The 24630-nt window shown below is 69.9% G+C and carries 18 protein-coding genes and 1 pseudogene; 16 read left to right on the top strand and 3 right to left on the bottom strand.

The features are described from left to right. Positions 1-48 precede the first annotated feature (48 nt). Positions 49-387, bottom strand: coding sequence for a hypothetical protein (locus BM417_RS49380; protein WP_245822277.1), 339 nt, complete (start codon positions 385-387; stop codon positions 49-51). A gap of 30 nt (positions 388-417) precedes the next feature. On the opposite strand from BM417_RS49380, the gene BM417_RS31465 reads away from it, so the two are divergent. From BM417_RS31465 to BM417_RS31450, 4 genes and pseudogenes are all read left to right on the top strand, one after another. Next, positions 418-1812 carry a ThiF family adenylyltransferase gene (locus tag BM417_RS31465; protein WP_245822276.1) on the top strand — a complete coding sequence of 465 codons (1395 nt, stop codon included), beginning with the start codon at positions 418-420 and terminating at the stop codon, positions 1810-1812. Continuing rightward, a complete protein-coding gene (locus BM417_RS31460; RefSeq protein WP_245822275.1) occupies positions 1809-2780 on the top strand; it encodes a 3-oxoacyl-ACP synthase III family protein in 972 nt (323 codons plus the stop codon). The genes BM417_RS31465 and BM417_RS31460 overlap by 4 nt, the downstream gene beginning before the upstream one ends. Positions 2781-2845: 65 nt before the next feature. Next, complete coding sequence (locus BM417_RS31455) at positions 2846-3718, top strand: aminoglycoside phosphotransferase family protein (protein WP_093602005.1); 873 nt, start codon at positions 2846-2848, stop codon at positions 3716-3718. 102 nt (positions 3719-3820) lie between these two features. After that, a pseudogene (locus tag BM417_RS31450) lies at positions 3821-4336 on the top strand (phosphotransferase); the annotation flags it as partial. Here BM417_RS31450 and BM417_RS31445 read toward each other — a convergent pair. Then, positions 4313-5131 (bottom strand): helix-turn-helix domain-containing protein, encoded by an 819-nt coding sequence (locus BM417_RS31445; protein ID WP_093602001.1) that lies wholly within the window; start codon positions 5129-5131, stop codon positions 4313-4315. The pseudogene BM417_RS31450 and the gene BM417_RS31445 sit on opposite strands and share 24 nt — an antisense overlap. Positions 5132-5186: 55 nt before the next feature. Between BM417_RS31445 and BM417_RS31440 the strand changes: the two genes are divergently transcribed. From BM417_RS31440 to BM417_RS31395, 12 genes are all read left to right on the top strand, one after another. After that, entirely contained in the window at positions 5187-5939 is a 753-nt protein-coding gene (locus BM417_RS31440) for a nuclear transport factor 2 family protein (protein ID WP_093601999.1), read from the top strand. A 1-nt stretch (position 5940) separates the two neighbouring features. Continuing rightward, positions 5941-6411 (top strand): macro domain-containing protein, encoded by a 471-nt coding sequence (locus BM417_RS31435; RefSeq protein ID WP_093601997.1) that lies wholly within the window; start codon positions 5941-5943, stop codon positions 6409-6411. Beyond that, the gene (locus tag BM417_RS48750; protein ID WP_218164624.1) at positions 6408-6698 is read left to right on the top strand and encodes a hypothetical protein; all 291 of its coding nucleotides are present in this window, start codon (positions 6408-6410) and stop codon (positions 6696-6698) included. The genes BM417_RS31435 and BM417_RS48750 overlap by 4 nt, the downstream gene beginning before the upstream one ends. An 8-nt stretch (positions 6699-6706) precedes the next feature. Next, on the top strand, positions 6707-6919 hold the full coding sequence (locus BM417_RS48745) for an SIR2 family NAD-dependent protein deacylase (protein WP_218164623.1): 213 nt from the start codon (positions 6707-6709) through the stop codon (positions 6917-6919). 124 nt (positions 6920-7043) lie between these two features. Beyond that, on the top strand, positions 7044-7232 hold the full coding sequence (locus BM417_RS48740) for a hypothetical protein (RefSeq protein WP_218164622.1): 189 nt from the start codon (positions 7044-7046) through the stop codon (positions 7230-7232). Between the two features lie 195 nt (positions 7233-7427). Then, entirely contained in the window at positions 7428-13937 is a 6510-nt protein-coding gene (locus BM417_RS31425) for a type I polyketide synthase (RefSeq protein ID WP_245822274.1), read from the top strand. Further along, a complete protein-coding gene (locus BM417_RS31420) occupies positions 13925-17590 on the top strand; it encodes a type I polyketide synthase (RefSeq protein WP_093601995.1) in 3666 nt (1221 codons plus the stop codon). Before BM417_RS31425 ends, BM417_RS31420 begins: the two co-directional genes overlap by 13 nt. Continuing rightward, positions 17590-17850 (top strand): acyl carrier protein, encoded by a 261-nt coding sequence (locus BM417_RS31415; RefSeq protein ID WP_036014077.1) that lies wholly within the window; start codon positions 17590-17592, stop codon positions 17848-17850. The genes BM417_RS31420 and BM417_RS31415 overlap by 1 nt, the downstream gene beginning before the upstream one ends. Next, positions 17843-18610, top strand: coding sequence for an alpha/beta fold hydrolase (locus BM417_RS31410; protein ID WP_093601993.1), 768 nt, complete (start codon positions 17843-17845; stop codon positions 18608-18610). Before BM417_RS31415 ends, BM417_RS31410 begins: the two co-directional genes overlap by 8 nt. Next, positions 18607-19761, top strand: coding sequence for a glycosyltransferase (locus BM417_RS31405; protein WP_093601991.1), 1155 nt, complete (start codon positions 18607-18609; stop codon positions 19759-19761). The genes BM417_RS31410 and BM417_RS31405 overlap by 4 nt, the downstream gene beginning before the upstream one ends. Continuing rightward, a complete protein-coding gene (locus BM417_RS48735) occupies positions 19758-21506 on the top strand; it encodes a class I SAM-dependent methyltransferase (protein WP_218164621.1) in 1749 nt (582 codons plus the stop codon). Before BM417_RS31405 ends, BM417_RS48735 begins: the two co-directional genes overlap by 4 nt. After that, positions 21506-22276 (top strand): hypothetical protein, encoded by a 771-nt coding sequence (locus BM417_RS31395; protein ID WP_093601989.1) that lies wholly within the window; start codon positions 21506-21508, stop codon positions 22274-22276. Before BM417_RS48735 ends, BM417_RS31395 begins: the two co-directional genes overlap by 1 nt. Here BM417_RS31395 and BM417_RS31390 read toward each other — a convergent pair. Next, on the bottom strand, positions 22254-24494 hold the full coding sequence (locus BM417_RS31390; RefSeq protein ID WP_093601987.1) for an exo-beta-d-1,3/1,6-glucosidase: 2241 nt from the start codon (positions 24492-24494) through the stop codon (positions 22254-22256). The genes BM417_RS31395 and BM417_RS31390 overlap by 23 nt on opposite strands. Between the last annotated feature and the right edge of the window lie 136 nt (positions 24495-24630).

The raw sequence follows: 24630 nt of genomic DNA, 5'->3' as shown, positions 1-24630 counted from the left end.
TTCGAGGTGGCGCGTCAGATGAACCAGCAGTGGCACGTGAGTGCGTTCTTAGCTTCCGTCGACACGGTTGTCAGCAATGAGATAGTGGAAACCGTCCGCGAGTTGCGGGCGCGGGTGCTCTTTGATCGTGGACGTCGACCGGCGTTCCGCAGCGAGGACGGCCGGCACGTCGACGATCAGGATCTCGACTACGGCGCCTGGCACTTCGTCGCACGTAAAGAGCCTGGTGGGCCGCCTCTCGGCTACATCAGGCTGTCGACACCGGCGACCGGTGAGCTCTTCCAGTCCAGAGCATTTCTCGGCGATGCCGGGTTTGAACGAATTCTCCGCGAGGCCGGTGTCACGCCCGGAGAAACGTTTGAGCACAGTCGACTCGTGGTCGAACATCGGGCCAGAAAACTGGGGCTCGGAGCCTATTTGAACGCCGTCGCAATCGGTGCGGCACATGCGTTGGGTGCGAAAGCGATGATCGGCACGTCCGGCACCAAGGACGGCCAGCACCTGTTCCACGAGCGATTCGGCTTCCGGTGTGTCGAGGGGACGCGCCGACACGTCGAGCACTACACCGAGGACGTCGTGATCATGTTCCACGACGTCGCGGCGGGCGCCGGTGAATACCACGAACTCGTCACGAGGATGCGTGGAGAGTTCCCGGAACTGGCGGCGGTCGAGCACACTCCCGCCGTCGCGCTCAGTCACCGCCGGCCGCACAACCTCCGCGGCGGCGCGGACACCACGGCCTGGCAACCGGTCCTCCTCACCCCAACGGTCGCGGCCGATCGGGAAGCGCTGCAACGACTTCTGGACTCCGGTCAGGTCCGCGAGATCCACGACTCGATCGACGCGCAGATCGACGAGCTCATCCGCAGCCGCGAACCGTGGCTGCCGCCGCACGAGGACCTCACCCGACGCAGGCACGAGCAGCTCGGCGGCCTCACCGACTGGGAGTACGGCACCTGGGTCTTCTACCCGTGGTCCCAGCGGCTCGTGCACGTGTTGCCGCGCGAGGAGTTCCGGCTGGTCCGCACCGACCGCAACCGCGGCAAGATCGAACGCCCGCAGCAGAGGTCGTTGCTGGGCCGCAGGATCGGCGTGATCGGCCTGTCGGTCGGCAACAGCGCCGCCGTCACGTTCGCCCTCGAGGGCATCGGCGGCAGGTTCAAGCTCGCGGACTTCGACGAGTTCGGGCTGTCCAACCTGAACCGGCTGCGCGCGGGCGTGCACCACCTCGGCGTCAACAAGGCCGTGATCTCCGCGCGGCAGATGTTCGAGATCGACCCCTACCTCGACATCGAGATCTTCACCGACGGTCTCACCCGGCAGAACCTCGACGAGTTCACCGACGGTCTGGACCTGATCGTCGAGGAGTGCGACACCCCGTACGCGAAGATCGCCGCCAGGGAGGCGGCGCGCCGGCGCGGCATCCCCGTCGTCATGGACTGCAACGACCGCGGCATGCTCGACGTCGAGCGGTTCGACCAGGAACCGCACCGGCCGCTGCTGCACGGCCTGATCGGCGACGTCACCGCCGACGAGCTCGAAACCCTGTCGAAACAGCAGAAGGTCGACCTGATCCTCGCCATGGTCGACGCCGAACGCATCAGCCCCGAGCTGCGCGCGTCGTTCGGCGAACTCGGCAGGACGCTCAGCAGCTGGCCCCAGCTCGCGTCCGGCGTGGCGCTCGGCGGCGCGCTCACCGCCGAGGCCGCCCGGCGGATCCTGCTCGGCGCCGAGTGCGTGTCCGGCCGGTTCTACGTCGACTTCGCCGACCTGATCACGCCCGCCACCAACACCGCCAGGAGCTCCGTGTGATTCCGGTGGCGTTGAAGGGGACCGGTGTCCACCTGCCCGAACGGATCGTCACCAACGACGACCTGGCGCGCATGGTCGACACCTCCGACGAGTGGATCACCAGCCGGACGGGGATCCGCGAACGGCGCTGGCTCGCACCGGACCGCGCCGTCTCGGACATGTGCGTCGCCGCGGCGAAGGACGCGCTCGCGAGTTCCGAGACGACCGTCCGGGACCTGGACGTGATCATCGTCGCCACCTACACCTGGGACCAGCCGCTGCCGTCCACGGCGCTGATCGTCAAGGAGGCACTGGGGGCGCACCGGGCGTTGACGCTCGACATCACGCAGGCCGCGTGCGCGAACGGCGTGCAGGCGTTGCTGCTCGCGGCACACCTGCTCCAGTCCTCGGCCGCCCGCACGGTGCTCGTGATCGCGGCTGACTGCGCCAGCCGCGTGACGGACCCGCGCGAACGCACCAGCCGCATCTTCTTCGGTGACGCGGCCGCGGCGGCGGTGCTGCACCGCGGCGACGGCGACAGCGGCCTGCTGTCGTGGGACTTCGGCTCCGAACTGTCCTACGACGTGCAGATCAAGGCCGGCGGCTCCCGGCTGCCCACGACCGAGACGACCGTCGCGCGACGGGAACACTTCCTCGCCATGAACGGCAGGGCGGTCTGGGACACCGCGACGAGGTGGCTGCCCGACAGCATCCTCACCGCGGCGGGGAAGGCGGGGGTGCCGATCGAGCGGATCGACCACTTCTTCCTGCACCAGGCCAACGCGAACATCATCAACGCCGCGCTCGAGAAGCTCGGCGTCCCGGCCGCCAAGGCACCGGTGACGCTCGACCGGCTCGGCAACACCGGGTCGGCGGGGGTGTTCACCGCGCTGCACTCCCGGTTCGGGGAGCTCCGCAAGGGCGACGTGTTCGTGATGTCCGCGATCGGTGCCGGGTTCCAGTGGGGAACCCTCTGCTTCCGGCACTAAAACGAGTTGCTCCTGCCAGTGGCTCGGTGTTGCATGGGGCGCCGGGCCACTGGGGGAGTTGATCGATGCTCGACGGCGAGACCGCCACGGACGTGTCCCTTGTGGATGAACTGGTCCGCACGCAGTTCCCGCGCTGGCACGGGTTGCCGATCCGCGAGGTCGCCCACGGCGGCACCAGCAACGCCCTGTACCGGCTGGGCGACGACCTGGCGGTGCGGTTGCCGCGCCGCGAGTGGGCCAAGGACGCGGCGGGCAAGGAAGCCGACATCGTTCCGCTGGTCGCGCCGCACGTGCCGGTCGCGGTGCCGGAACCGGTCGCGCTGGGCGAACCGGCGGAGAGCTACCCGTACCAGTGGTCGGTGGTGCGCTGGCTCGACGGCGAGACCGCCTCGATCGAGGACGTCGGCGAGGACACCCCGTCACGGCTCGCGGCCTTCATTCGCGCACTGCACGAGATCGACGCGACCGGACGACCGTGGACCACCGGTCGCGGCCTGGTGGACGGTTCCGACCACGACGACCCCGTCCGCACCTGCATCGCGCAGGTCGGCGGCGATCCAAGGCTCGTCACCATCTGGGAGGACGCGCTGAACGCCCCGAGCTGGGACCGGCCCGGCCGCTGGCTGCACGCCGACCTGCACGTCGGCAACCTGCTCTTCCGCGACGGCGAGCTGACCGGCGTGATCGACTGGGGCAGCGCGGGCGTCGGTGATCCGGCGGCGGACCTCATGACGGCCTGGCTCTACCTGGACGAACGTGGTCGCAAGCAGTTCCGGCGCGAACTCGCCGAGTTCGACGACGCCATCTGGACGCGTGCGAAGGGCTGGGCGTTGCACCTCGCCGTCCTCGCGCTCCCGTACTACCGCGACACCAACAAGTTCCTCGCCGGTATCGCGAGCCGCACCCTCGACCAGCTCTGCCCGGGGTGGGACGACTGACGCGGATCGACGTGTCCCTTGTGGACGGGCTGATCCGCAGTCAGTTCCCGCGCTGGCACGGCCTCGAACTCACCGAGTTGAGCCACAGCGCACACCGGGGCACGTCTGGCCGAGGTGCTCCTGGCGTTGCAGAAGGTCGACACCACGGGCGAACCGTGGACCACCTACCGCGGCCGCCACGACATCTCCGTCAGCGACACGGGTGTGCGCTGGGCGATCGCGAAGCTCGGCGGCGACCCGCGGCTCACCGCCATCTGGGAGGACGCGGTCAGCGCCCCGCGCCGGCACCGGCCGCTCCGCTGGGTGCACGCCGACCTCCACCGGGGAAACCTGCTGTTCGTCGATGGCGAGCTGACCGGCGTGATCGACTGGGGCTGCGCTGCCGCCGGTGATCCGGCGGGCGACCTCATGACCGCGTGGCTGTTCCTCGACGAACGAGGCAGCAGGCAGTTCCGGCGCGAGCTCACCGAGTTCGACGACGCCACCTGGGTGTGCGCGCGAGGCTGGGCGATGGAACTCTCGGTGCTCGCCCTCGCCCGCCGAGGCGACAGCAACCCGTTCGTCGCCGGTATCGCCCGCCCCGCCCTCGGTCAGCTACTCGCGGAACGCGCCGGGTGACACACCCGTCTCGCGGGCGAAGAACTTCGTGAAGTTCGTGGCCTCGCTGAACCCGAGCCGGTGCCCGATCGCCGCCGACGACAGATCGGTGTGCACCAGCAGCCGTTTGGCCTCCAGTGTCACGCGGGCGTCGATCAACGCCTTCGCGGACCGGCCCGTCGCGGCCAGGCAGATGCGGTTGAGGCTGCGCGTCGAGTAGCCGATGCGGGCCGCGTACTCGGCGGCGTTGCGCGTGGACGCGAACGAGCGTTCCAACTCCTGCTGGAAGCGTTCGAACCGAGCGTCGCCCTGCCCCGCAACGGAACCGGGCAGGCGGGCCACGCGCAGCAGCAACGCGCCGAGCAACTGGCGGAGCAGGTCGACCGGTTCGTTGGTGAGCAGGTTGCGGCGGTACTCCTGCCTGAGTTCCTGCACGGCGCGGCTGAAGACCGCCAGTTCCGCCTTGGGGACCAGGTGCCGCACCGGTCCGAACGGGCTGAGCGCCAGAGGTGGGAACGCCGGGGTGAAAAGCACCATGAACGCTTCCGCCGCGCCCGTCGGCAGGCGGAGCACGCGGCCGGGGCTGACGTGCAGGAGCGTGCCGGGCGAGCACGGGTGGTCCACGAAATCGACCATGGTGGTGCCGGTGCCCGCGGTGAACAGGAACAGCTGGTGGAAGTCGGTGCGGTGCACCTTCGTCAGCGTGTCCTCGGTGAGCCTGCGGCGGAGCACGCCGAGGTCGAGCGCTTCCAGGCCCAGCTGCCCGCGGTCGGGGTTGCTGAAGCCGAACTGCGCGACCTGTCCACTTCTGACCATGGTGAGGCGTGATCCTACCTCGTTCGGACGCGGCCGTTGGAGCACTGTGTGAGCCATGGACAACAAGGAACTCGTGCTCAAGGCCGCAGGCGAACTGTTCGGCGACAAGGACCCGTCCGCTGTGGACCGGTGGGTGGCCGCGGACTACCGCCAGCACAGCTCGCTCATCGCGGACGGACCCGAGGCGTTGCGCGGGCTCGTCGCGAACCTGCCGGAAGGCTTCCGCTACGAACTGGCGCGCGTGATCGCGGACGGCGATCTCGTTGCCCTGCACGGCGTCTACCACGGTTTCGGGCCGGAGCCGCTGGTCGCGTTCGACCTGTTCCGCGTGCGGGACGGCAAGCTGGCCGAACACTGGGACGCGCTCACGCCCGTGGTCGGGAACACCGCGAGTGGACGGTCCCAGACGGACGGTGCCGCCCTGCCCGCCGCCGAAGGCACCGAACGCAGTCGCGAGCTGGTCCAGGAGTTCGCCCAGCGGATCCTGCAGGACGCCGACTACTCGGTGCTGACCGACTACATCTCCACCGAGACCTACCTCCAGCACAACCCGGAGGCCGCGGACGGGCTCGACGGGTTCGGGGCGGCCGCGGCGAAGTGGGCGGGGGAGGGCCGCAACCTCGTCTACAAGACGGTGCACCAGGTCGTGGCGGAGGGCGATCTCGTTCTGCTCCAGTCGGAAGGCGAGTTCGGCGAGCCGGTCGCGTACTGGGACCTGTTCCGCGTGCAGGACGGCAGGATCGTCGAGCACTGGGATGTCATCGCGCCGATCCCGGCCGCCCTGCCGCACACCAACGGGTTGTTCTGACGTGCTCACGACCCTGCCCGACTACCGGCACGCGGTCGCACTGGACGAGCCCTTCCGCCCGCTCAGTGCGCCCGCGCCCGCCGGCGAACTCGAACTGCTGACGAGTCTCGCCCTGCGGATGCTCGGCGACGACCCGTGGGTCGGCCGGTTCCGGCTGCCGCGCGAGGCGGGGGACCGGCGCCGCATGCTGCGCGCGGTGCTGACCGTCCGCGAACCCGCGCCGCTGGACCCCGAGCTCGTCGCCGTGCTCGACGCGCTGCTCGGCGGCGAACGTCAGCAGCGGCCGCTCGCGAACGCCCTGACACTGCCGGCGCCGATCGCGGTGTGGCGGGGCGACATCACCCGGCTCAGGGCCGACGCGATCGTCAACGCCGCCAACGATGCCCTGCTCGGCTGCTTCCAGCCGATGCACGCCTGCGTCCGCGTGGTGTTCAGAGGTGAGGACGAGGCTGTCTACCGGGAGTTGTCGTGACGCTGGAACGGTGGCTGGACGAGGCCGATCGTGTACTCGTCGCGGCAGGGGCGGGACTGGCGGCGGGCTACGACTACTCGGACACCGAACGGTTCGCCGAGCTGTTCCCGGTGCTGCACGAGAAAGGTCTGTCGGCGAGGTACCAGCTGATCGGGCTGCCGCTGCCGCCCAGATTGCTGTGGGGTTACTGGTCTGTGCACGTCAACGACATCCGGTTCGGTGAAGGACCGAACCCTGTTACACGCGGCTGCGGGAACTGGTCGGTACCCGTGACCACTTCGTACTGACGTCCAATGTGGACGGGCTGTTCGCCCGCAACGGTTTCGCGGAGGACCGGGTGTGGACGCCGCAGGGCGACTACGGCCGCTACCAGTGCGAGACGCCGTGCACGCGGGAAACATGGCCCAGCAGGCCGATCGTGGAGGCCGCACTGGCCACCTACGACGTCTTGACGGGGGAGTCCGGCACGGTGCCGTCATGTCCGCGTTGCGGGGAGAGGTGTTCCTGAACGTGCACAAGGGGCCGGAGTACGTGCCCGACCACTACGCGCCTGCGGGGACGCGGCGCCCTGGCGCCTCCCTCTGGGGGACACCCTTCCTGTACTGGTTGCTCGTTCAAAACACAGTGTGCTCGTGATCGAGATCGGCGCCGGGTTCAGCACGCCCACGGTCATTCGCCGGCCGGTGGAATCGCTGGTCCGCGGCCTGCCAAGCGCTCGGTTGGTACGGATCAACACCGACCACGACGAGGTGCCTGCTGATCTTGGTGAACGGGCGGTGTCTGTGCGGGCGGACATCACGGAGGTGCTCGGCCTGCCATAGCACATCGCGCCATCCGCGAACTGGAGTAAGACGCCCCGCCATCCGGGGCCATTCGTCAGGTTACGTATGTGAGAAAGTTTCACCACCCTCTCGACGGCGCCTCGGGTTTGTGCGTACGGTGAGCGCGCTGTAACCGTACCGGTCGGTAGTAACCCTAGCTGAATTCCTTTCTCCCCACCCCTGCAGGGTGAGGAAGTGAGCACAGTGAACATGCTGTCGGATCGAGAACGGGTGCTGTGTCTGAGTCCGTTCAGCACCCCCAACCCGGCCCTCGTGGTCGCGGCCGAACGAGCGGGTGGCCTCGGCGTGCTCGACCTCGGGCCGGACGCCGCCGCCGACCTCGCCCGCGTGGCCGCGCGTCACCCGCGCGCGTTCGGGGTGAGACTGCACGGACCGCTGACGGTGCCGCTGCCAGAAGCCGTGGACACCGTCGTAGTCGATCTTGTCCGCTATTCGCCGAACCTTGCTGAGCTGGGTGAACGCCGTCTTCTCGCGGTGGTCACCTCGGTGGCGGAAGCCGCTGCGGCGATCGAGTTCGGAGCTACGGGCTTGATCGCCAAGGGTGCTGAAGCAGGCGGCCGAGTGGGTGGTTCGCCCGCGTTCGTGTTGCTCCAGCAGGTGCTCGCCTTGACCGATCTACCGGTCTGGGTGGCCGGCTCGATCGGCCCCGACACGGCTGCCGCGGCGGTCGCGGGCGGTGCGCGCGGAGTGGTGCTGGAAGGCCAGCTCACCCTCGTCGCGGAGGCTCGAAAACATATTTCCGGCGAAATTGTCAACGCCGTCCGGATGATGGATGGCGCCGACACCGTCGTGAACCGCGGGTTACGCGTTCATGTTCGTCAAAACACGCTCGAAATTGGTCAAGAAGGTTCCTTGGCTGATTTCTACCGTACCTCGTTTGGGACCGTCGGAGGCGTCGTAGGCGCGATTGCACGGGGCATTCGGGACAATCTCACCCTGGCGGGTGAGTACCGCTCGATCCGGTCGGGCGGACCGTTCTGCGACCGCGTGCCAGGCCTGCGCTACCCCATCGCGCAGGGTCCGATGACCCGCGTCAGCGACCAGCCCGCGTTCGCCGCGGCCGTCGCCGAGGGTGGCGCGCTGCCGTTCCTCGCGCTCGCGCTGATGGAGGGTCCGGCGGTCCGGACGCTGCTCGAACACACCGCGGAGAAGCTCGGCGACCGGCCGTGGGGCGTCGGACTGCTCGGCTTCGCGCCGCCCGAGTTGCGGGCGCGGCAGATGGAGGCCGTGCTGGCCGTCCGGCCGAAGTACGCGATCGTCGCCGGCGGCACGCCCACGCAGGCACGTGAGCTGGAGGACGCCGGCATCGAGGCGTTCCTGCACGTGCCGTCGCCCGCGCTGCTGCGCCGGTTCCTCGACGAGGGCGCGCGCAAGTTCGTCTTCGAGGGCTCGGAGTGCGGTGGGCACACCGGTCCTCGCACCAGCTTCACCCTGTGGCAGCAGCAGATCGACGTGCTGCGGGGACGTGAGAAGGACGTTGTCGCACTGTTCGCGGGCGGCATCCACGACGCCCGCTCGGCCGCGATGATCTCGGCCATGACCGCGCCGATCGCGGCACGGGGCGCGGCGATCGGCGTTCTCGTCGGCACCGCCTACCTGTTCACCGAGGAAGCCGTGTCGCACGGCGCGATCCGGCCGGTGTTCCAGCAGGTCGCGCTGGAGTGCGAGGACACCGCGCTGCTGGAGACCTCGCCCGGTCACGCCGTCCGGTGCGCCCAGACGTCCTATGTGGACACCTTCGAGCAGGCACGGGCCGAGCTCACCGGACTGTCGAAGCAGGAGAGCTGGGAGAAGCTCGAACAGCTCAACCTGGGACGGCTCCGGCTCGCCAGCCGTGGTCTCGTCCGCGATGACGGTGTCCTCAAAGAGGTCGGCGACGACGAACAGCGCCGCGAGGGCATGTTCATGATCGGCCAGGTCGCGACGCTGCGGTCCGAACGCACCACGATCGCCCAGCTGCACGAGGACATCGTCTCCGGCATCGTCCCCGAGACCGGTTCGGAGAGCGTGGAGTCCGCACCGCTGGACGTCGCCATCGTCGGCATGGCCGCGATCATGCCGGGCGCCCGCGACGTCACCGAGTTCTGGGCGAACGTCCTGGCGGGCACCGACTCCATCACCGAGATCCCGCCGGACCGCTGGTCGCCCGAACGCTACGGCAGCCCGTTCCGCTGGGGCGGTTTCCTCCCGCGCACGGCCTTCGACCCGCTCGCATACGGGATCCCGCCCGCGTCGCTGACCTCCATCGAACCCGCCCAGCTGCTGGCGCTCGAAGTGGCGGCGAAAGCGCTGGCCGACGCCGGTTACCAGACGAGGGTGTTCGACCGCGAACGCACGTCGGTGATCTTCGGCGCCGAAGCGGGTGCCGACCTCGCGAACGCCTACACGGTCCGCACCGCGTTGCCCGCCTTGGGAATCAACGGCCTGGACGACCACCTGCCGAAGCTGACCGAGGACTCGTTCCCCGGCGTGCTCGGCAACGTGATCGCGGGCCGCGTCGCGAACCGGCTCGACCTCGGCGGCGCGAACTACACGGTCGACGCCGCCTGTGCGTCCAGCCTCGCCGCGCTCGACGTGGCCTGCAAGGAACTCATCGGCGGCACCAGCGACATGGTCCTGTGCGGCGCGGTCGACCTGCACAACAGCGCGCACGACTACCAGATGTTCGCCTCGGTGAAAGCCCTGTCCGCCAAGGGCCGGTGCGCCACGTTCGACTCGGCGGCGGACGGCATCGCGCTCGGCGAAGGTGTGGCCGCCGTCGTCCTGAAGCGGCTCGCCGACGCCGAACGGGACGGCGACCGGGTCTACGCGGTGATCAAGGGCATCGGCGCGTCGAGCGACGGCCGATCTCTGGGCCTGACCGCGCCACGTCCGGAAGGCCAGCAACGCGCCCTGCGCCGCGCGTACGCGTCGGCCGGGCTGCCGGTCACCGACGTCGGGCTGGTCGAGGCGCACGGCACGGGAACCGTGGTCGGCGACCGCACCGAACTGGCGTCGCTGACCGAGATGTTCTCCGGCGTCGAACCCGGCACCTGCACGATCGGCTCGGTCAAGTCGCAGATCGGCCACACCAAGTGCGCGGCCGGACTCGCGGGCGTTATCAAGGCGGCGCTGTCCGTCCACACCGGACTGCGGCCCGGCACGTTGCACGTCAAGCAGCCCAACGCCTTCTGGGACGCCCAGACCTCGCCGTTCGCGTTCGGTCACCGCACGTGGGCGAGCAAGAACCGGGTCGCGGGCGTGAGCGCGTTCGGGTTCGGCGGCACGAACTTCCACACCGTGATCGCGGGCTACACCGGCGCCGACGAACCCCGCCACGGCCTGAAGGCGTGGCCGGCGGAGCTGTTCCTGATCCGGGGCGACGACCAGGCTGCCGCGCAACGGGAAGCCGCCCGCCTCGCCGCGCTGGTCGACGTGCGCACCCCGTTGCGCTCGCTGGCCGCGGCTTGCGGTGAAGGCACCGTTCAGGCGGCGTTCGTGGTCAGCGATCACGAGGGCCTGCGGAAGGCCTTGGCGGACGTCGAGGCCTGGCGCGAGTCCGGCGTGGTGTCGCTGAGGTCGGGGGAGCGGCCACAGGTCGCGTTCCTGTACCCCGGCCAGGGCAGCCAGCGTCCGGGCATGCTGCTCGACCTGGTCACGGCCTTCCCGCGGCTGCAGGACTTCCTCGACGCGCGCTACGAGCGGGTCATGTACCCGCCGGCCGCGCTGACCGCCGAGGACGTGTCCCGGCAGCGCGCGGAGATCACCGACACCCGCAACGCCCAGCCCACGCTCGGCATCGCCGGTCTCATGGTCACGTCGCTGCTGGACTCCGTCGGTGTGCGGCCGGATCTGGCCGGCGGCCACAGCTACGGCGAACTGGTCGCGCTGTCGGCGGCCGGTGCGTTCGGGGCCGCCGAACTGCTGGAGCTCAGCGCGGCGCGTGCCGAGGCGATGCTGGACGCGGTCGGCGAGGACCCCGGCACGATGGCCGCCGTGACGGCCGCGGTGGCCGAGGTCGAGGCCCTGCTGCCGTCCGACGTCGTGGTGGCGAACCACAACGCGCCCGACCAGGTCGTGATCTCCGGCCCGGCCGAGGCCGTGCACAACGCCGTCGAAGTGCTGAAGAGCGCTGGTCTGACCGTGAAGAACATCCCGGTCGCCGCCGCGTTCCACAGCCCGCTGATGGCCGGTGCCCGCGACCGGTTCGCGGCCCGGCTCGCGGCGATCTCCCTGGGCGAGACGCGGTTCCCGGTGTGGTCGAACGTCTCCGCCGCTCCTCACACCGATGTGCGCGACGGACTGTCCGAGCAGCTCGCGGGCCGGGTGCGGTTCGTGGACCAGATCGAGTCGATGTACGCGGCGGGCGCCCGGATCTTCGTCGAGGCGGGCCCCGGCGGCGTGCTGACGTCACTGGTCGGCAAGACCCTCGGCGACCGGCCGCACCAGGCGCTGCGCTGCGACGACCACGTGACGTTCCTGCGCACAGTGGCAGCTCTCGCGGTCGCCGGTGTCGAGGTGGACACCGCACCGCTGTTCGAGGACAGGGCCGAACCCGCCACGGTCGTGCCGCCACGGCCGGGCTGGTACGTGGATGGAGGACTCGTGCGGGACGCGAACGGCGACGCACTGCCCGGTGGGCTTCGGCCCGCGACCGAGTTCCCGACTCTCCGAGTCGGTTCCGGGCTGGGGCGCGACGAGATCATCGAGAAGTTCCTCGACGGGATGCGGGACGCGGTGAGCGCGCAGCGGGACGTGCTGCTGAGCTACCTCGGCACCGAACCCGCCGCGGTGCCCGCGCCGAGGCAGGTGATCGACCAGCCGGTGGTCGCCGTGCCGCAACCGCAGGCCAAGCCGCAGGAAGATGTCGCGACGGTGGTGCTGCGGACGATCAGCGCCCGCACCGGCTACCCGGTCGAGATGTTGCAGCCGGGTCTGGACCTGGAAGCCGACCTGTCGATCGACTCCATCAAGCGGACGGAGATCGTCGGCGAACTGGTGTCGGAACTGGGCGCGTCGGGCTCGGTGGACGAGCTCGCGCAGCTCAAGACCATCGACGGCATCGTCGGCTGGTTCGGCTCCGCTGCCCCGGTCACCGCTGCGACGAAGGACGTCAGGGCGGTCGTGCTCCAGACGATCAGCACGCGCACGGGCTATCCGGTCGAGATGCTGCAGCCAGGCCTGGACCTGGAAGCGGACCTGTCGATCGACTCGATCAAGCGCGCCGAGATCGTCGGCGAGCTGGCCCAGGAACTGGGCGCCACCGGCGAAGTCGACGAACTGGCCCAGCTGAAGACGATCGACGGGATCGTCGCGTGGTTCGGCGAGGCCCCGGCACTGCCCGCCCCGGCGCCCGTGCTCGCGCTGCCGGTGTCAGGAGGGAAGCTCGTCCGGCTCGTGCCGCAGGTCGTGGCCGCCGAGCCGGCCGAACCCGCCGACCTCACCGGCAGGACCGTGCTGATCATCGACGACAACGGGATCGGCCTCGAACTCGCCGACCTGCTCGAACGTCACACCGCCCGCCCGCGCATCGAACCGGTGTTCCCGGACGACCTGACCGGTATCGACGTCGTGATCCGGCTCCAGGCACGGTTGCCCGAGGCCTTCAGCGAGGTCAAGCAGTGCGTGACGAACGGGGTCGCGCTCGTCGTGGTGACCACGGGCGGCGGCACGTTCGGCTTCGACCACACGCCCGACGAACTGCCCGCGGACATCGGCCTGCACGGGCTGATCCGCACGGCCGCGCTCGAGTACCCGGACCTCGTCGTGCGCTCGGTCGACGTCAACCCCAAGGAAAGCCACCGCGACATCGCCACCGCGCTGCTCGCCGAGATCGGGCCCGGTCCGGCGGTCGTCGGCTACCAGGCTGGTAGGCGACAGGTCATCGAGGCGATTCCGGGTGACCTCGAAGCAGGAACCCTCGACCTGGACGCCGACAGCGTGGTGCTGCTGACCGGCGGCGCCCGCGGCATCACCGCGCTCGCCGCGATCGAACTCGCCGAGCGCACCGGTTGCCACATCGAGCTGATCGGCCGCACTCCGATCGCCGCTGAAGACCACCGGCTGAGCCACGCCACGACCGAGCCCGAGCTCGTGAAGGCGCTGTTCGAACTGGGGGAGAAGGACAACGTGCCCGCCAAGGCGCGCAGGGTGCTCGCCGAACGCGAAGTCCGTCAGACCATGGAACGGTTGCGCGCCAAGGCATCGAGTGTCCGCTACCACGAGTGCGACGTCACCGACGCCGAGGCCGTGGGCCAGGTGATCGACGACGTCAAGGCCCGGTTCGGCCGGATCGACGGCGTCATCCACGGCGCCGGAGTGCTGGACGACAAGCTGATCGAAGCCAAGACGCAGGAGTCGTTCGACCGCGTCTGGGCCACGAAGGTCAACGGCGCCAAGGCGTTCGGCGACGGGTTCCTCGTGTTGTTCGGCAGCGTCAGCGGTGTCTTCGGCAACCGCGGTCAGGCCGACTACTCGGCGGCGAACGACGCGCTGGACCGCATGGCGAGGTTCTGGGGTGCTCAGCGCAGGGTCGTCGCCGTCGACTGGGGTCCCTGGGCCGGTGCCGGCATGGCGGTCGGGCTCGCCGACGAGTACGGGCGGCGCGGCATCCCGCTGATCGAGCCGAAGCAGGGCGTGGACGCGCTGCTGAACGAGATCGCGAACGGTCAGGACGTGCAGGTGGTCTACCGATGGGAGGCATAGCGATCGTCGGGATCGGCGCCGTCTTCCCCGGTGCCCCCGATGCGGCGACGTTCTGGCGCAACATCGTCAGCGGCGTCGACGCCATCGGTCAGATCCCGCCCGGACGCTGGGATCCGGCCACCTACTACGACCAGGACAGCAGGACCGGCGACCGGTTCTACTGCCGCAAGGGCGGGTTCGTCGACGACCTCGCCGAGTTCGACCCGACCAGGTTCGGCATCATGCCGTCCACAGTGGACGGCGCGGAGCCCGACCAGCTGCTCGCCCTCGCCACCGCCGCCGAGGCCATCGCGGACGCGGGCGGCGAGTCGATCCTGCCGGCACGGGACCGCGTCGGCGTGGTCGTGGGACGCGGCGGGTACCTCACGCCCGGTTGCGCGCGGCTGGATCAACGGGTCCGGCTCGCCGACGAGGTCATGTCGGTGGTGCGGGACCTCTTCCCGAACATCGCCGGCACTGAGCTGAACACGGTCCGCCAGGCCATCCGCGATCGCCTCGGACCGGAACAGCCGGAAGCCTCGATCGGCCTCGTGCCGAACCTGGCGGCGTCGCGCATCGCCAACCGGTTCGACCTCAGGGGCACCGCCTACACGGTGGACGCGGCCTGCGCGTCCGGGCTGGTCGCCGTCGAGCATGCCGTCCGCGAGCTCCAGGAGGGCCGCGCGGACGCCATGCTCGCCGGCGCCGTCCACGTCTGCCACCACCCCACGCTGTGGAGCGTCTTCACGCAGCTCAGGGCGTTGAGCCCGACCGAACGCATCCGGCCGTTCGACGCGGGAGCGGACGGCACGCTGCTGTCCGAGGGCGTCGGCATGGTCGTGCTGAAGCGCCTGGAGGACGTCGGCGACGAACGCGTCTACGCGGTGATCCGCGGCATCGGCACGGCGAGCGACGGCCGCGCGACCAGCATGATGACGCCCAACCCCGACGGTCAGCTCCTTGCCGTGCAACGGGCCTGGGCCAACGCGGACCTCGATCCCCAGAAGAACCCACCGGGACTGATCGAGGCGCACGGCACCGCCACGCCCGCCGGGGACGCCGCCGAGCTCCAGACGATGATCAACGCGTTCGGCGGGCAGGGCGACGAGATCGGCATCGGCACGGTGAAGTCGATGATCGGCCACGCGATGCCCGCCGCCGGCATGGCCGGGCTGATCAAGGCCGCGCTCGCCCTGCACCACAACACGCTTCCGCCGACCCTGCACGTCGAGAACCCGCACAGCAGCTTGACCGGCACCAGGTTCACGCCCGTGACGACCGCTCGCGAGTGGACCGGACGGCACCGCGCGGTCGTCAACGCGTTCGGGTTCGGCGGGATCAACGCTCACGCGGTGCTCGACGGCCACACCATCGCCAAGCCGCGCAAGCCGGTGATGACCTTCGCCGCAGACACCGCGGAGGAGCTCGCCAAAGCGCTGGCAGAACGCCGCACGTCCAGCGCCGACAGGGCGTTCCGGCTCGCCATCGGCAACCCGGACGACCGCAAGCTCAAGCTCGCCGAACGCGTGCTCGCCCAGGGCAAGGCGTGGCCCGGCCGGCACGACATCTGGTTCTCCCCGCAACCGCTGCTGACCGGCACCGACCAGGTCGCGTTCGTGTTCCCCGGCTTCGAGCGCGAGTTCAGCGGCGAGGTCGTCGACCACGCCGTCGGACTGCTCCAGGACGGCCGCCGCGAAGCCCGCGAGCTCATGGCACTCGGCATCACGCCGGGAGCGCTCGCCGGGCACAGCATGGGCGAGTGGACGGCGATGGTCGTCGGCGGCATCTACCCGACGATCGACGAGTTCGTCGGCGCGCTCGGACCCGGCGCGGTCGCCGTCGTCGACATCGCCTACGCCGCACTGGGATGCTCGGCCGACACCGCCGAGCAGTACCTGATCGACGGGGTGACGGTCAGCCACGACAACTGCCCGCACCAGTCGGTGATCTGCGGCCCGATCGACAGCCTCGAACAGGTCCTGGTCACCCTCAAGGCCAACGGCGTGATGGCGCAGCTGATGCCGTTCCGCACCGGCTTCCACACCCCGGCACTCGCCCCGTACCTGGGCCGGGCCAAGGAGATGCTCGACGCACTGCCGGTCCGCGCCTCGGACATCCCGGTGTGGTCGGCGAACTCCCTCGAACCGATGGGGGCCGACGAGGTCCGCGAACTGGTCCTGCGTCACCTGGTCGAGCCCGTCCGGTTCCGGCCGCTGCTGGAACGCCTGCACGGCGCGGGATTCCGCGCGTTCGTCCAAATCGGACAGGGCAGTCTGCCCGGTTTCATCGGGGACACGCTGAACGACCGGCCGCACATCGCCGTGAACGCCGACATCGCGCCGGAAGCGCTGTGGGCGTTCGGGCTCAAGCGCGGCACGGCCCACAAAGTCAAGCTCAAGCTCGGTACACCGAAGATCAGGCTCGACGCGCTCGGCATCGAACCGGTGCTGGTGGCCGACGACAGCCCGATGTCGGCTGCCGTCAACAAGCTCCTGGCCCACACCAACGCCGTCGCACGCGAGGTCGTCGGCGCGCTCAGGCCGAACGAGGCCGGGTTCACCCGCGAGTTCTCGCTGCGGACGATGCCGGAGCTCGTCGACCACTCGGTGTTCCCGCAGGCACCCGGCTGGCCTGATCTCTCCGACGGGTTCCCGATCGTGCCCGCGACCGGCCTGCTGGAGGTGTTCGCGGACGCCGCGCGCAGACTCACCGGCGGTACCGTGCACGGGTTCGCGCAGGTCAAGGCCAAGCGCTGGCTCACCGCCCTGCCCGCGACGACCGTGAAGATCTCCGCCCGCGCGGAAGGCCAGGACCGTGTGATCGTGAAGGTCGGCGACTACGCCGAGGGCATCGTGCTGATGGCGCCGCAGGCGGTCCAGTCCGAAAGCAAGGAGCTGCAAGGCGTTCGTGAGGCGCCGGTGTCCGCGGATGAGCTGTACAAGGACAACTGGATGTTCCACGGACCGGCGTTCGCGGGTGTCACGAAGATCGACTGCCTGGCGAACGACGGGATCGCGGGCGTGCTGACACCGTTGCCCGCGCCGGGAGCGTTGCTGGACAGCGCAGGGCAGCTGATCGGCCACTGGATGCAGGTCTGCCGCACCGAGGACCAGACCGTGCTGCCCACCGGCATCGAGAGGGTGACGTTCCACGGACCGGCACCGACCGCCGACGTCCAGTGCACCGCGTGGATCCGCGAGGTCACCGAGCAGGTGATGATCGCCGACGCCGAGCTGACCGTGAACGGCGCGCTGTGGTGCCGGATCACCGGCTGGACCACCCGTCGCTTCACCACGGACGACCGCATCTGGCAGGTCAAGCTCAAGCCGGGAACCGAAATGCTGTCCACACAGGACGGCGAGTGGCTGCGGGTCGCGGAGAACTGGTCCGACAGCGCGACACGCGACCTGATCATGCGCCGCTACCTGAACTCCGCCGAACGACGGCACTACGGCGACCTGGATGTGCCCGCCCAGCGCGACTGGCTGCTGCGCGTGATCGCGGCGAAGGACGCCGTGCGCGCGTGGCTGTGGGATCGCGGGGCCGGACCGGTCTATCCGGCGGAGCTGACCGTGACCGCTGACGGCCGTATCCGCGGCGCATTCGCGGTGCCACGAATCGAAGTCATTTCAGAACAAGGGCGAGCCGCGGCCCGCGTGCGAACGGAGATGTGATGGACGAGGTGCTGCAGCAGGTCGCCAAGCTGATCACCGAGGTGGTCGGGCCGGACTTCCTGCTGGGCGTGGAGATCACTCGCGACACCACGTTCAGCGACGACCTGGGCCTGGAGTCGATCGAGTTCGTCGCCCTCGCGGACAAGCTGAACGCGCACTACGGCGTGGATCTCGTGGCCTTCCTGGCGGACATGGACATCGACGAGATCATGGCGATGTCCGTCGGCCGCCTCGTCGACCACATCACGGCTCGTGTCTGACGTTCACGCCCGAGGGCTGCGCTTCCACGTGCAGCGGCTCGGGCCCACTGACGCGCCGACCGTGGTGTTCGTGCACGGCCTGGTGATGGACAACCTGTCCAGCTTCTACTACACGCTCGCCGCGCCACTGGCCCAGGCCGGGTTCGGCACCGTGCTGTTCGACCTGCGCGGGCACGGCCTGTCCGAGCGGCCGCCGTCCGGTTACACGCCGGAGGAGAGCGCGCTGGACCTGATCGCCGTGCTGGACGAGATCGGCGTGACCGAGCCGGTGTTCCTGCTGGGCAACAGCTACGGCGGTGTCGTCGCCATGCACGCGGCCGTCCAGGCGCCCGAACGCGTCGGCGGCGTCGTGCTGGTCGAGTCGGCGGTCGGGGGAGTGGTCGGCGACGCGTGGTTCGAGGACATCACGAACACGCTGACGGTCGCCGCGCTGGGCCTGGAGTTCGACCGGACGCAGGACCAGCTGATGGCCCTCGGCCAGCGCAAGATCGCGAAGCTCGCCGTGAACGCCAACGCGTTGCTCAACGGCACGACGCTGATCGACGACCTCGGCTCCGGCGCGAAGCTCGACCTCACCCAGGTTCAGTGCCCGGTGCTCGGGGTGTACGGCGCCGAGTCCGAGCTGATCGGGGCCGCCGCGGAGCTCCAGGAACGGATTCCGGCCTGCCGCCTGCACGTCGTGACCGGCCTGGGGCACACGGTGCTCCGCGAAGCCACGGCCGAGCTGCTCGACGTGCTGCTGGACTGGTTGCCGTCATGAGCCGGTTCCTGTTCGTGGTGCCGCCGCTGACCGGCCACGTCAACCCGACCGCCTCCGTGGGCGGCGAGCTGCTGGCGCGCGGGCACGAGGTGGCGTGGGTCGGACACCCCGGCACCCTGAAACCACTCCTGCCGGACAACGCGCGGATCTTCCCCGCGATCGACGACCTCCTGGAAGCCGACATCCGCGCGAAACGGGAGCGCTGGCTCGCGTTGCGCGGGATGGCGGTGCTGAAGTTCTTCTGGGAGGAGTTCCTGATCCCGCTCGGGCACTCCATGGTGCCGGGGGTCGACGCGGCGGTCCGAGCCTTCCAGCCGGACGTGATCGTCGCCGATCAGCAGGCGCTGGCAGGCCCCTTGGTAGCGCGCAACGCCGGCGTGCCCTGGGTGACCTCGGCCAGCACCTCCGCCGAGCTCGTCAATCCACTGAGGACGATGCCCAAGGTCGACGCCTGGGTGCGCGACCTGCTGCACGACTTCGCCGACGGGGACATCAGGTTCTCCGAGCTGCTCGTGCTGGTCTACAGCTCGGCGGCGCTGGTGGGGCAGGAGTTCGGAGACGAGGTGGCCTTCGTGGGCCCCGCGCTCGCGCACCGGGTGGAACGGGTGGACTTCCCGTGGGAGTGGCTGGTGCGGGGGGAAGAGACGTTGGGCGGGCAGGGGGCGCGGTGCGTTCTCGTGTCCCTCGGCACCCTCAACGGTCCCGCCGGCGAGCGTTTCCTGGGCCAGGCCCTGGAAGCCTTGGCCGGACTCGACGTCCGGGTCGTGATGGTCGCCGAACCGCGACCCGCGCCGCCGAACGTCCTGATGCTGCCGTCCGTGCCACAACTCGCGTTGATGCCGCACCTGGACGCGGTCGTCACGCACGGCGGCCACAACACGGTCTGTGAGGCGCTGGCACACGGGCTGCCGCTGGTGGTGGCTCCGATCCGGGACGACCAGCCGACCGTCGCCGCCCAGGTCGTGCAGGCCGGCGCCGGAGTGCGGCTGACCTACTCGCGGGCGCGAGCGGCAGACATCCGCAGCGCACTGGAGTCCGTGCTGGACGAGCCGGAGTACGCGGCCGCCGCCGGGCTGGTGCGCGAATCGTTCTTGGCGGCAGGCGGCGCAGCGGCCGCAGCCGACCGACTGGAAAAGGTGGTGGCCGGGTGATCCTCACCGTGCTGGTGGTGCTCGTCGTCCTGCTGGACGTGCTGCGCCTGCGTTCCCGCGCGTCCAAGCTGCGAGTGCTCGCTCCGGGCGTGAGCGAGCACTCGCTTCTCACCGCCACCGGGGTCCATCCGGAGGGCTCGTGGGAGACCGACGCGGACCTCGTCGACCTCGTGCCGCGCGACCTGCCCACGGTGGCCGCGCTGGACCTGCTCGGCGCGTTCGATCCCGGCAAGTACCGCGACGACCAGTGGGCGCGCGGCATCAGCGCGTCGCAGGCCGTCCTGGTGCGGGACAAGTACGTCGAGGAGGTCAACCCCGACGACCCGACCGAGTTCGTGGCCTACGTGCGGCGGGTCAAGGACCACGTGCACGCACAGGTCGACATCGCGGTCGCGCCGGGGCTCAAGGCCGGTCCGTACGACCTCGGGTACCGCGCGGCGACGTTGCGGCGGCTCGGGAAGCGGCCGTCGCTGTGGATCGCGGGCTCGGTCATCGGCTACGCGACCGTGATCGGCGCCCTGCTCACGAACTGGCAGTGGGGACTCGTCGCACTGGCCGCGTACTGGGCGCACCCGATCCTGGTGTTCGCCGGAACGCCGCTGCAGCCGCGTGACCTGTGGGTGCCGCGAATCCTGCGCACGCCCTACCTGTGGTTCAAGACCTCCGGGGGCAAGAAGTCCACGGCCGAACGCCGTCAGGCCGAGCATCTCAAGGAGGCCACGCCCTGGTACGAGCAGAACCGCGACCGGAACTTCCACGAGGCCCCACGCGACAACTGCCCGTCGTGCGGGAGCACGGACCTGCGCCGCTGGGTCACCGCGACGGACCTGGTGCAGCGCAAGCCCGGCACGTTCACGATGGACCGGTGTGTCCGATGTGGACACGTCTGGCAGAACCCGCGGCTGACCGAGGAAGGCCTGGGCTTCTACTACCGCGACTTCTACGACGGCCTCGGTGAGACGTCGGCGGAAGCGGTGTTCTCCGGCAAGACCGACCCGTACTACGGCCGGGCGCGGATGGTCGAGCCGTTCACGAAACCCGAACGCTGGCTGGACGTCGGCTCCGGGCACGCCCACTTCTGCCTGGGGGCCAAGGAGGTCCTGCCGCAGACGACGTTCGACGGACTTGACCAGGGCGCGGCCATCGAGGACGCGGCCAGGCTCGGCCGGATCGAGAACTCCTACCGGGGCAGCTTCAAGGACTTCGCGGGCGAGCTCAAGGGCCGCTACGACGTGATCAGCATGCACCACTACCTGGAACACGTGCGCGATCCGTGGGAGGAGCTCGACATCGCGGCGGACGTGCTGCCCGAGGGCGGCTACCTGCTGATCGAGCTGCCGGACCCGGAATGGCGGCTCGGCCGGTTGTTCGGCCAGTACTGGATGCCGTGGTTCCAGCCGCAGCACCAGCACATGATGCCGATCGGCAACCTGGAGCACGCCCTGGCCGACCGCGGACTGACCACAGTGGCCACCGAACGCGCGAAAGCCCACCTCTGCAACGACTTCACACTCGCGTTGCTGCTGTGGCTGGGCGACAAGGCACCGCGCACGCCGGCTCCGTGGCGTCCGGAGAAGGTCAGGCTCCGCCGGACCCGCAGCTTCCTGGTGTGGTCGCTGGGAATCCCGGCGTTCTTCGTCGCGCTGGCGCTGGACCAGACGGTCAACCGCTTCCTCGCCGCGCGCACCGGCAACGGCAACGCCTACCGATTGCTGGCCCAGAAGGCATCGGCAGAGCAGGCGTGATGGACATCGCGGATCGGCCTGAGCTCGCGCCGGAGCTCAGGCTGGTGCCGCACGCGTTCCGGCGCACGTTCGGACGGCCCGCCGAAGGTGTCTGGTACGCGCCAGGCGTGCTGAACCTGCTCGGCGGCGCCGTCAAGGTGCACGCCAAATGGGGTGCCATCGTGGCAGGGGATCGGCGCGACGACGGCCTGCTCGAACTCGTCTCGGTGAACCGGCCGACCGAACGCGCGCTGCTGCCGTCCGACGACGTCCCGGCGTGGGCGGCGGGGCTGGAGGCGACGGGCGGCGCCGCGTTGATGTGCAGCGTCGACCTGCCGCAGGGGAGTGGTCTGTCCGCGGGCGAGGCCCTGAAAGCCGCGGTGGGGCTGGCACTTCGCGACCTCGCCGGCGAGCGGTTCGAAGAGCCGCAGGCGAAAGCCCTCGACCTGCCCGGCCAACGGCTGCTCGTCGTCGACACGAGGGTCCGGCGCCAGGAACCGCAGGTGGAACGACCGTACACGCGGCAGGCAGAAGATCTCGGCGTGGCTTTGACGGCGTACCACCAAGCTCAGGACCCGGATCCCGAGCAGGACGCGGTGGTCGAAGCCGCTCTGGCCGCCGGCGCGAGGGGCGCCAGCATGCTGATCGACCCGCCGGGCAGGCCCGCTGTCGCACTGGTCGACGCGGACCTGGTCCCGGCGGTGAAGAAGGCGATCACGAAGGCGGTGGAGATCCCTCCCCGCTACCTCACGATCGTTCCCGCTCTCTTCAATACTGTGGCTTTACGGTGAACTCGGCGCGGCGGAGGTCCTTGGAGTTCGGCCCCACCAGGAGGACGAACTCACCCGGCTCCACCACGCGCAGCCCGGCCGCGTCGACGATCGTGCAGGCGGAGACCGGGAGCTCCAGCTCGACCTTCACGGTCTCGCCGGGCTCCAGGTCGACCTGCTGGAACGTCTTCAGTTCCTTGTCCGCCCAGCTGACCGACGTGACGGCGTCGCTCACGTAGACCTGCACGGTCTCGCGGGAGGGCCGCGAGCCGGTGTTGGACAACGTGATCGACGCCTTGACCGTCTCGTCCGGACGTAGCACCGCCGTCTCCACGTGCAGGTCGCCGTACTCGACCGTCGTGTACGACAGGCCCTCGCCGAACGCGAACGCCGGCTCCTGCGTCAGGTCGGCGTAGCGCGTGCCGTGCTGGCCGCGGATCTGGTTGTAGTAGGTCGGTTGCTGACCGGCGTGCTCCGCGAACGAGATCGGCAACCGGCCGCTCGGCTCGACCAGCCCGTGCAGCACCTCGGCGATCGCCCGGCCACCCTGCATGCCGGGGTTGGCCACCCAGAGCAGCGCGGCGGCGTTGCGCGCCGACGCGGGCAGCACCAGCGGCTTCGACGCGAGCAGCACCACGACCAGCGGCTTGCCGGTTTCGGCCAGCGCGTCCAGCAGGGCGATCTGGCCGCCGATCAGGTCGAGCGTGGCGGTGGAACGGCCCTCGCCGACCAGTTCGATCACGTCACCGACGACGGCGACCACGTAGTCGGCGTCCTGCGCCGCCGCGACGGCCTCGGCGATCAGGTTCGCGTCCGGCGCGCAGGCCTTCACGACCGGCGGGCGCGGCTGGCCGTCCGGGAACGTGTCGCCCTCGGGGTCCGGCTCCAGCGTGAGGATGTCGGCGCCGCGGGCGTACGTGACCTCCTGCGACGAGAGCTCGCGCAGCCCGTCGAGGACCGTCGTGATCATCTCGCGCGGGTGGCCGTTGGGCAGCCAGTCGGCCTGACCGGACGAACCGGCCCAGTCGCCGAGCTGGGTCTGGGCGTCGTCGGCGAGGGGACCGACGACGGCGATCTTGCCCTTGCCCTGGGCGAACGGCAGCACGCCGTCGTTGCGCAGCAGCACCAGCGAACGGCGCGCGACCTGCAGGTTCAGCGCCACGTGGTCGTCGTGGTTGATCATCACGCGCTGACGTTCGGCGTCGGGCCTGCGCGGGTTCTCGAACAGGCCGAGGTCGAACTTCAGCGTCAGGATCCGGGTGACCGCGCGGTCGAGGTCGGACTCGGCCAGCAACCCCTCCTCGACGCCCTGCAACGCGCCGTCGAAGAACTGCGGGGTCGTCATGATCATGTCGTTGCCGGCCTTCACGGCGGCCGCGGCGGCGTGCGCGTAGTCGGGCTGGAGCTTCTGCTCCCAGACCATGCGGCCGACGTTGTCCCAGTCGGTGATCAGGGTGCCCTTGTAGCCCCACTCGCCGCGCAGCACCTCGTCCAGCAGCCACGAGTTGACCGTGATCGGCACGCCGTCGGTGGACTGGTAGCCGAGCATGAACGTCGCGCAGCCCGCACGGGCCACCCGCTCGAACGGCGGCAGGAACCACGACCGCAGCTTGCGCCGCGACAGGTCCGCCTCGCTCGCGTCCCGGCCGCCCTGGGTCTCCGAGTAGCCCGCGAAGTGCTTGGCCGTCGCGAGGATCGCCGTCTCGTCGGCGAGCCCGTCGCCCTGGTAGCCGCGGACCATGGCGGCCGCGAGCTCGCCGATCAGCACCGGGTCCTCGCCGAACGTCTCGTCGACCCGGCCCCAGCGCAGGTCCCGCGAGATGCACAGGACCGGCGAGAACGTCCAGTGCACGCCGGTCGCGGCGGCCTCGACGGCGGTGACGCGGGCGACCTGCTCGACCAGGTCGGGGTCCCAGCTCGCGGCCATGCCGAGCTGGGTGGGGAAGATCGTGGCGCCCTCGTAGAACGAGTGGCCGTGGATGCAGTCCTCGGCGATGAGCAACGGGACACGCAGCCGTGTCTGCGTGGTGAGGTCATGCGCGCGCAGCACTCGTTCGGGCGAGGTGTGCAGGATCGAACCGACGTGCTTGCGCAGCACGTGGTCGTCCAGGTCCTCCCTCGAGTCCAGCTGCATCATCTGGCCGACCTTCTCGGCCAGCGTCATGCGGCCCAGGAGGTCGGCCACCCGCTCTGCGGTGGGCAGCGTGGCGTCGAGGTAGGGCACGTCGTCGCGATCCATGTGGTCTCCGAGAGGGCTCGTGCGGCGGCAGCGTCTATGGGAGCGCTCTCACAGTTGATACCTGAAACCGGTTCCGCGCGAAACCGGTTTCGGGATTTCCGGTACAAACGAATCGTTTGAGTAACACGAACGCGAC

Source organism: Lentzea waywayandensis (assembly GCF_900115955.1).
GTDB classification, from domain to species: domain Bacteria; phylum Actinomycetota; class Actinomycetes; order Mycobacteriales; family Pseudonocardiaceae; genus Lentzea; species Lentzea waywayandensis.
Note: the sequence above shows the minus strand (reverse complement) of the source record. Positions and strands in the feature narration are given on the sequence as shown.